The 5,873-nt window shown below is 66.3% G+C and carries 4 protein-coding genes and 1 riboswitch; all 4 genes read right to left on the bottom strand.

Translation table 11 applies throughout. The features are described 5' to 3' along the window. Positions 1-60: 60 nt before the first annotated feature. Positions 61-2,235 carry a ribonucleoside triphosphate reductase gene (locus tag DESFRDRAFT_RS20410; protein ID WP_005997219.1) on the bottom strand — a complete coding sequence of 725 codons (2,175 nt, stop codon included), beginning with the start codon at positions 2,233-2,235 and terminating at the stop codon, positions 61-63. Positions 2,236-2,376: 141 nt separating this feature from the next. Further along, positions 2,377-2,589, bottom strand: a riboswitch (cobalamin riboswitch). A 125-nt stretch (positions 2,590-2,714) separates the two neighbouring features. Then, entirely contained in the window at positions 2,715-2,978 is a 264-nt protein-coding gene (locus DESFRDRAFT_RS21665) for a hypothetical protein (RefSeq protein ID WP_085930766.1), read from the bottom strand. A 267-nt stretch (positions 2,979-3,245) separates the two neighbouring features. After that, positions 3,246-5,078: a bifunctional homocysteine S-methyltransferase/methylenetetrahydrofolate reductase gene (locus DESFRDRAFT_RS20400; protein WP_005997217.1), complete on the bottom strand. Its 1,833-nt coding sequence runs from the start codon at positions 5,076-5,078 to the stop codon at positions 3,246-3,248. Positions 5,079-5,146: 68 nt separating this feature from the next. Next, on the bottom strand, positions 5,147-5,716 hold the full coding sequence (locus DESFRDRAFT_RS20395) for a UbiX family flavin prenyltransferase (RefSeq protein WP_005997216.1): 570 nt from the start codon (positions 5,714-5,716) through the stop codon (positions 5,147-5,149). Between the last annotated feature and the right edge of the window lie 157 nt (positions 5,717-5,873).

Raw genomic sequence — 5,873 nt, 5'->3', positions numbered from 1 at the left:
GGTCCGGGGGGAAACTTTTTTCAAAAAGTTTCCCCCCGGCCGCCGGAGGCGTCCCCCAGCTTATTCGGGCTCGGCGAAGCAGACGCGTTCTTCGTATTCGCCCTGCTTGCCGATGTTGAAGGCCGATTTGGGCCGGTAGTAGCCCATGACCCGGGTCCATATCTCGCAGGCGCGGGTTTCGCCGGTCGCGGCGCAGCGCGGGCAGGTCTCGTGCTCGCCGACGAGGTAGCCGTGGACGTCGCAGATGGAGAAGGTGGGGGTCACGGTGATGTAGGGCAGGGCGAAGCGGGAGAGCGCCCGGCGCACCAGGTTTTTGCAGGCCTCGGCGCTGGAGATGCGTTCGCCCATGTAGAGGTGGAGCACCGTGCCGCCGGTGTATTTGCGCTGGAGTTCCTCCTGGCGCGAGAGCGCCTCGAAGGGGTCGCCGGTGAAGCCGACCGGCAGCTGGGACGAGTTGGTGTAGTAGGGCTTTTCCGTCGTGCCGGCCTGGATGATGCCGGGGAAGCGTTTGCGGTCCTCCTTGGCGAACCGGTAGGTGGTGCCTTCGGCCGGGGTGGCTTCCAGGTTGTAGAGATGGCCGGTCTGCTCCTGGAACTCGGTCATGCGCGCGCGCACGTGGTCGAGCAGGCGCACGGCCAGGGCGTGGCCGGCCGGGGTGGTGATGTTTTCGGCATCGGACGTGAAGTTGCGGATCATTTCATTGATGCCGTTGACGCCGATGGTGGAGAAGTGGTTGCGCAGCGACCCCAGGTAGCGCTTGGTGTAGGGGAAAAGCCCGGCGTCCATGCGCCGCGAGATTTCCTTGCGCTTGATCTCGAGGCTGGCCCGGGCGATGTCGAGCAGGGCGTCGAGGCGCGCGAGAAGTCCCGCTTCGTCGCCGCGATGGCGGTAGCCGAGCCGGGCGCAGTTGATGGTGACCACGCCCACGGAGCCGGTTTGCTCGGCGCTGCCGAAAAGGCCGTTGCCGCGTTTGAGAAGCTCGCGCAGGTCGAGCTGGAGCCGGCAGCACATGGAGCGCACCATGTTGGGCTCGAGGTCGGAATTCACGAAATTCTGGAAGTAGGGCAGGCCGTACTTGGCCGTCATCTCGAAGAGAATGTCGACGTTGGGCGACTCCCAGGGAAAATCCTTGGTGATGTTGTAGGTGGGGATGGGGAAGGTGAAGACCCGTCCCTTGGCGTCGCCGGCGGTCATGACGTCGATGTAGGCCCTGTTGATCATATCCATTTCGGCTTGGAGCTCGCCGTAGGTGAAGTCCAGCTCCTCGCCGCCGATGCGCGGATGCTGGCCGGCCAGGTCGTCCGGGCAGGTCCAGTCGAAGGTCAGGTTGGTGAAGGGGGTCTGGGTGCCCCAGCGCGACGGCACGTTCAGGTTGTAGATGAGCTCCTGGATGGACTGGCGCACCTCGGCGTAGTCGAGCTTGTCCTTGCGCACGAACGGGGCCATGTAGGTGTCGAAGGAGGAAAAGGCCTGGGCTCCGGCCCATTCGTTTTGCAGCGTGCCGAGAAAATTGACGATCTGTCCGACGGCGCTGGAAAGGTGGCGCGGCGGGTCGGCCTCCACCTTGTCCGGCACGCCGTTTAAGCCTTCCTCCAGCAGCGTGCGCAGCGACCAGCCGGCGCAGTAGCCGGCCAGCATGTCCAGGTCGTGGATGTGGAGGTCGCCTTCGCGGTGGGCGGCGCCCACTTCCGGCGGATAGACGTGGCTGAGCCAATAATTGGCCACCACCTTGCCCGAGACGTTCAAAATCAGCCCGCCGAGCGAATAGCCCTGGTTGGCGTTGGCGGCCACGCGCCAGTCATGGCGGTCGAGGTACTCGTTGATGGAGGCGGCCACGTCCACCACGGTCTTTTTGTCGTGGCGGAGCTTGGCCCGTTGTTCGCGGTAGACCGAATAGGCGCGCATGGTGCGGAAGTGGTTGGCGGAGATCAGCGCCTGTTCCACCACGTCCTGAATGCGCTCGATATCCGGAATCTGGCCGGCGAAGCGGTGGGAGAGCACCTTGACGGCCTGGGCCGTGAGCAACCGGGCTTCGGATTCGTCGAAGTCGCCGGTGGCCGCGCCGGCCCGGCGGATGGCGGAAAAGATTTTATCCGCGTCGAAGGGCACGACCTTGCCGTCGCGCTTTTTGATGCGCGCGGGCACGGCCACGGCGACGCGCGCCGATGCGGGCTGCTCGGCGGATTGCTCCAAGGTGTCGAAAGCAAGATCGGAACTGGTCATCGGTTCCAGCATGGCATTCCCTGCGACATCGCGTTCCCCCTATGCGACATCGAGACGGAACCGAGGAGAGACGCGCGGCCGCAAGCGCCACCCCATGCGCTGCGAGGCCGGTCCCCTCCCTCGAGGCTCCCTGGCGGTTCGTCCGCGAACAGGCTTCGCGGGCGGGCGCTGGCAGGTCTTCGGACTTGCGAACATGGCGGCCGGCAGGCCGGGTGCCTACTGTCCGCCGCTTCCCAGGCCGGGGGGCCCAGTGCTTCGTGGCGGAGGTCGTTTTCGCTTACCGCTGCGGGGCAGTCCCGGACTTGCACCGGGTTCTCTTTTGCAGCCCGTCCCGGGGGGACGGGCACCAGCGCTGCCATGGTATAGGGGGGGGCGGCCGGGAGAGTCAACCGGCCCCGAGGGACGCGAACGTCCGCTATCGGGCCCCGGCCGTGCCCTCCCGGCGCTTCAGGGCGATTTGAAAAAAAAATCCGTCGTCGGCGCGGCGTCACTCAGTGATCGTGGGTGTGGGGCTCGTGCTCGTGGTCCGGGTGGACATGGTCGTGAGGGCCGTGCTCGCCGGTATGCTGGTGTTCGTGCACGCCTTCCCCCGCGCCGTGCTCGTGGGGATGCTTGTGCTCGTGGGCATGCTCATGGCTGTGGACATGGACATGCTTGTGGGTGTGCTTGCCGATGCCGGGATGCTCGTGTTCGTGCTCGTGTTCGTGACTATGCTCATGGGTATGGTCATGGTGGTGTTCGTGGTCGCCTTGCATGATGGCTGCCTCCTTTTGTTATTTCATGAACCATTTCGCCGTCCCCGCCTAGACGGCATGTTTTTTTCCTCCCTCGCACAAGGCGCGCCCGTTCTCCGGGCCATGCGTTTCTCCCGGATATGAAACGAGGATGCGTACGCTTTTCAACTATCCATATTCGCCGGGGAAGCAACGGATGGGCCGTAATTTCCCGATTGCGGCGACGCGGTGCGCGAGTGGCGCGGCATGGGCCGCCTGTCGCAAGGAGGGGACGGCAACGAGGCGCTGTCAGGATGCGGGGACATCCCCCCGGGCCCGCCGGATGAGTTCGAGGGCCACGGCGTGGCGGTTGAAGGGCGGGATGAGGTAGATGCCGGCGAAATGCGGCAGGGCGTAGGCCATCAGCTCCCAGGCGATTTCCAACCCTTCCCGGGCCTCGCCGTCCCCGGCGGCGCGCAGGCGGTCGCGCACGTCCTCGGGAATGGAAATGCCCGGAAATTCGTTGTGCAGGAATTCCGCGTTGCGCAGGCTGGCCAGGGGCATGATGCCGAGAAAGATGGGGCAGGGGAAATCGCGCGTCTCTTCCAGGATCGCATCGACCTTCTCGCGCGAATACACGGGCTGGGTCAGGAAATAGGCGGCTCCGAGCTCCGCCTTGCGCCGCATGCGGCGCACCTGCATGGCCATGTTGCGGGTATTGGGATTGAACGCCGCGCCGATGCGGAAATTGGTCCGCAGCCGCATGTCCCGGCCCTGGGGATCCTGGCCCTTGTTGAAGCAGTCGAGCATGCCGATCAGTTCGTAGGAACGCACGTCGTAGACGCCGGACAAGCGTTCCTCGCCGCCGGAAGACGGCGGGTCGCCGGTGATCGCCAGCACGTTTTCCAACCCGAGGCAGGCCAGCCCCATGATGGTCGACTGCATGCCGATGAGGTTGCGGTCCCGACCCGTCAGATGGACGATGACCTCGACGTCGGTGCGGGCGCGGATCAGGTTGGCCAGGGCGATGTTGGACAGGCGGGGCGAGGCCAGGGGATTTTCCGCGATGGTGATGGCGTCCGCGCCGCCCGAGGCCAGGCTGGCCGCGCCTTCGAGGGTCCCCGACACGTCCAGGTGCTTGGGCGGGTCGAGTTCCACCAGGAACAGGGGACCCTTGCCCACGCGGTCGAGGAAGCACGGCCGGGGCTTGCCGGGCTGCCGGCCTGTCGCCGCCGTGTCCGGTCCCGGCGCGACGGCGGCCTGCCTGGGGGCTGTCCCGGCGCGGTGGGCCAGGGCCTGTCCCAGGGCGCGGATATGCTCCGGGCCCGTGCCGCAACAGCCGCCCAAAAGCCGCGCCCCGTGGTCCGCGCATTGGACGAGCACGCTCGCGAAATATTCCGGGGAGGAGGGGTACACCAGCCGGTCGCCCCGCCGTTCCGGGAAGCCGGCGTTGGGAAACACGGACAGCGGTCCTTCGAGGGGGCCGGCCGCCCGCAGGATGTCCAGCGCCCCTTGGGGGCCGCTGCCGCAGTTGAGCCCGACGATGTCCGCGCCTTCCCGGCGCAGAAGCCGCAGGCACTCGGCCATGGTGTGTCCGCTCAAGGACAGGCCCGTGCCGCCGAAGACGAATTGCGCCGCCACGGGCAGGGAGGTCGCGGACTTGGCCGCGTGCAGGGCGAGGCGCAGCAGCTCGAAATCGAAAAACGTCTCCAGCAACAGCAGGTCCGCGCCGCCTTCCGCCAGGGCCCTGGCCTGCTCGGCATAGAGGGCGGCGATTTCCGCCGGGTCCGGGGCCTCTTCCCGCATGCGCCCGAGGGGCCCCATGGCCCCGGCCACCCAGGCGTCATCCCCGGCGCAGGCCCGGGCCAGGGCCGCGCCCTGGCGGTTGATCTCCAGCACCTTGTCCGCCAGCTCGAACCGTTCCAGCTTCTTGCGGTTGGCCCCGAAGGTGTTGGTCTCGATGACCTCGGCTCCGGCGGCCAGATAGTCCAGGTGGATGGACCGGACCATCTCGGGGGCATCCAGATTGAGGGCGTCGAGGCAGGCCGTCGGGGCGGCGCCCCTGGCCAGCAGTTGCGTGCCCATGGCCCCGTCCGCAAGAACCGGCCGCTTGGCCAACGTCGTGAGAAGGTCGTGTCGCATGGCAGTGATTTCCTGGGATTATGCGTGGAAAAGCGCTGGGGAAAAACGCGGGCGTCCCGCCTGCCGCCTCAACCCTCGCGGCCGTCCCAGCGGTGGAAAAGGGTGTGGGCGATGCCGAGCTGGTCCAGGATCTTGCCCACGGTCTGGTCCACGATGTCCATGATGGTGCGCGGGTCGTGGTAGAACGACGGGGCCGGGGGCAGGATGACGCCGCCCATTTCGGTCACGGCCGTCATGTGGCGCAGATGTCCCAGGTGCAGCGGCGTTTCGCGCGGCACCAGCACCAGCTTGCGCCGTTCCTTGAGGGTCACGTCGGCGGCCCGGGCCAGGAGGTTGTCGCCCAGGGACAGGGCGATCTGGGCCAATGTCTTCATGGAGCAGGGCACGACCACCATGCCGTGCACGGGAAACGAGCCGCTTGAGACCGCCGCCGCCAGATTGTCGTGGGCATGGACCACATCGGCCAGGGCCGCGACCGCCTGGGCCGTGAAATCGGTCTCGTAGGCCAGGGTCGTGGCCGCGCCCCGGCTCAGGATGAGATGCGTTTCCACCCCGGCCACGCCGCGCAGCACCTCGAGCAGCCGGATGCCGTAGATCACGCCGCTTGCGCCGGTAATGCCGACAAGGAGCCGTTTCATAGGGTTTCCTTACTTATTTTGAGAAGAAAGTGCGAGAGGGGAAACCCTTTGAAAAGGGCAGTAGCCCCTCTCGCGCGCTCCCTTTCCTAAACTTCATAACTGGACGTGTGTTCTCTAAGCAGGAGTTCACTATTATGAAAAGTCTTCCTGATTACAC

The organism is Solidesulfovibrio fructosivorans JJ] (assembly GCF_000179555.1).
GTDB classification, from domain to species: Bacteria; Desulfobacterota; Desulfovibrionia; order Desulfovibrionales; family Desulfovibrionaceae; genus Solidesulfovibrio; species Solidesulfovibrio fructosivorans.
Note: the sequence above shows the minus strand (reverse complement) of the source record. Positions and strands in the feature narration are given on the sequence as shown.

What these genes read in the sequence shown, in the direction of transcription:
- DESFRDRAFT_RS20395 (WP_005997216.1), bottom strand. Translation starts at nt 5,716, where the DNA reads ATGAAACGGCTCCTTGTCGGCATTACCGGCGCAAGCGGCGTGATCTAC.
- DESFRDRAFT_RS20400 (WP_005997217.1), bottom strand. Translation starts at nt 5,078, where the DNA reads ATGCGACACGACCTTCTCACGACGTTGGCCAAGCGGCCGGTTCTTGCG.
- DESFRDRAFT_RS20410 (WP_005997219.1), bottom strand. Translation starts at nt 2,235, where the DNA reads ATGCTGGAACCGATGACCAGTTCCGATCTTGCTTTCGACACCTTGGAG.
- DESFRDRAFT_RS21665 (WP_085930766.1), bottom strand. Translation starts at nt 2,978, where the DNA reads ATGCAAGGCGACCACGAACACCACCATGACCATACCCATGAGCATAGT.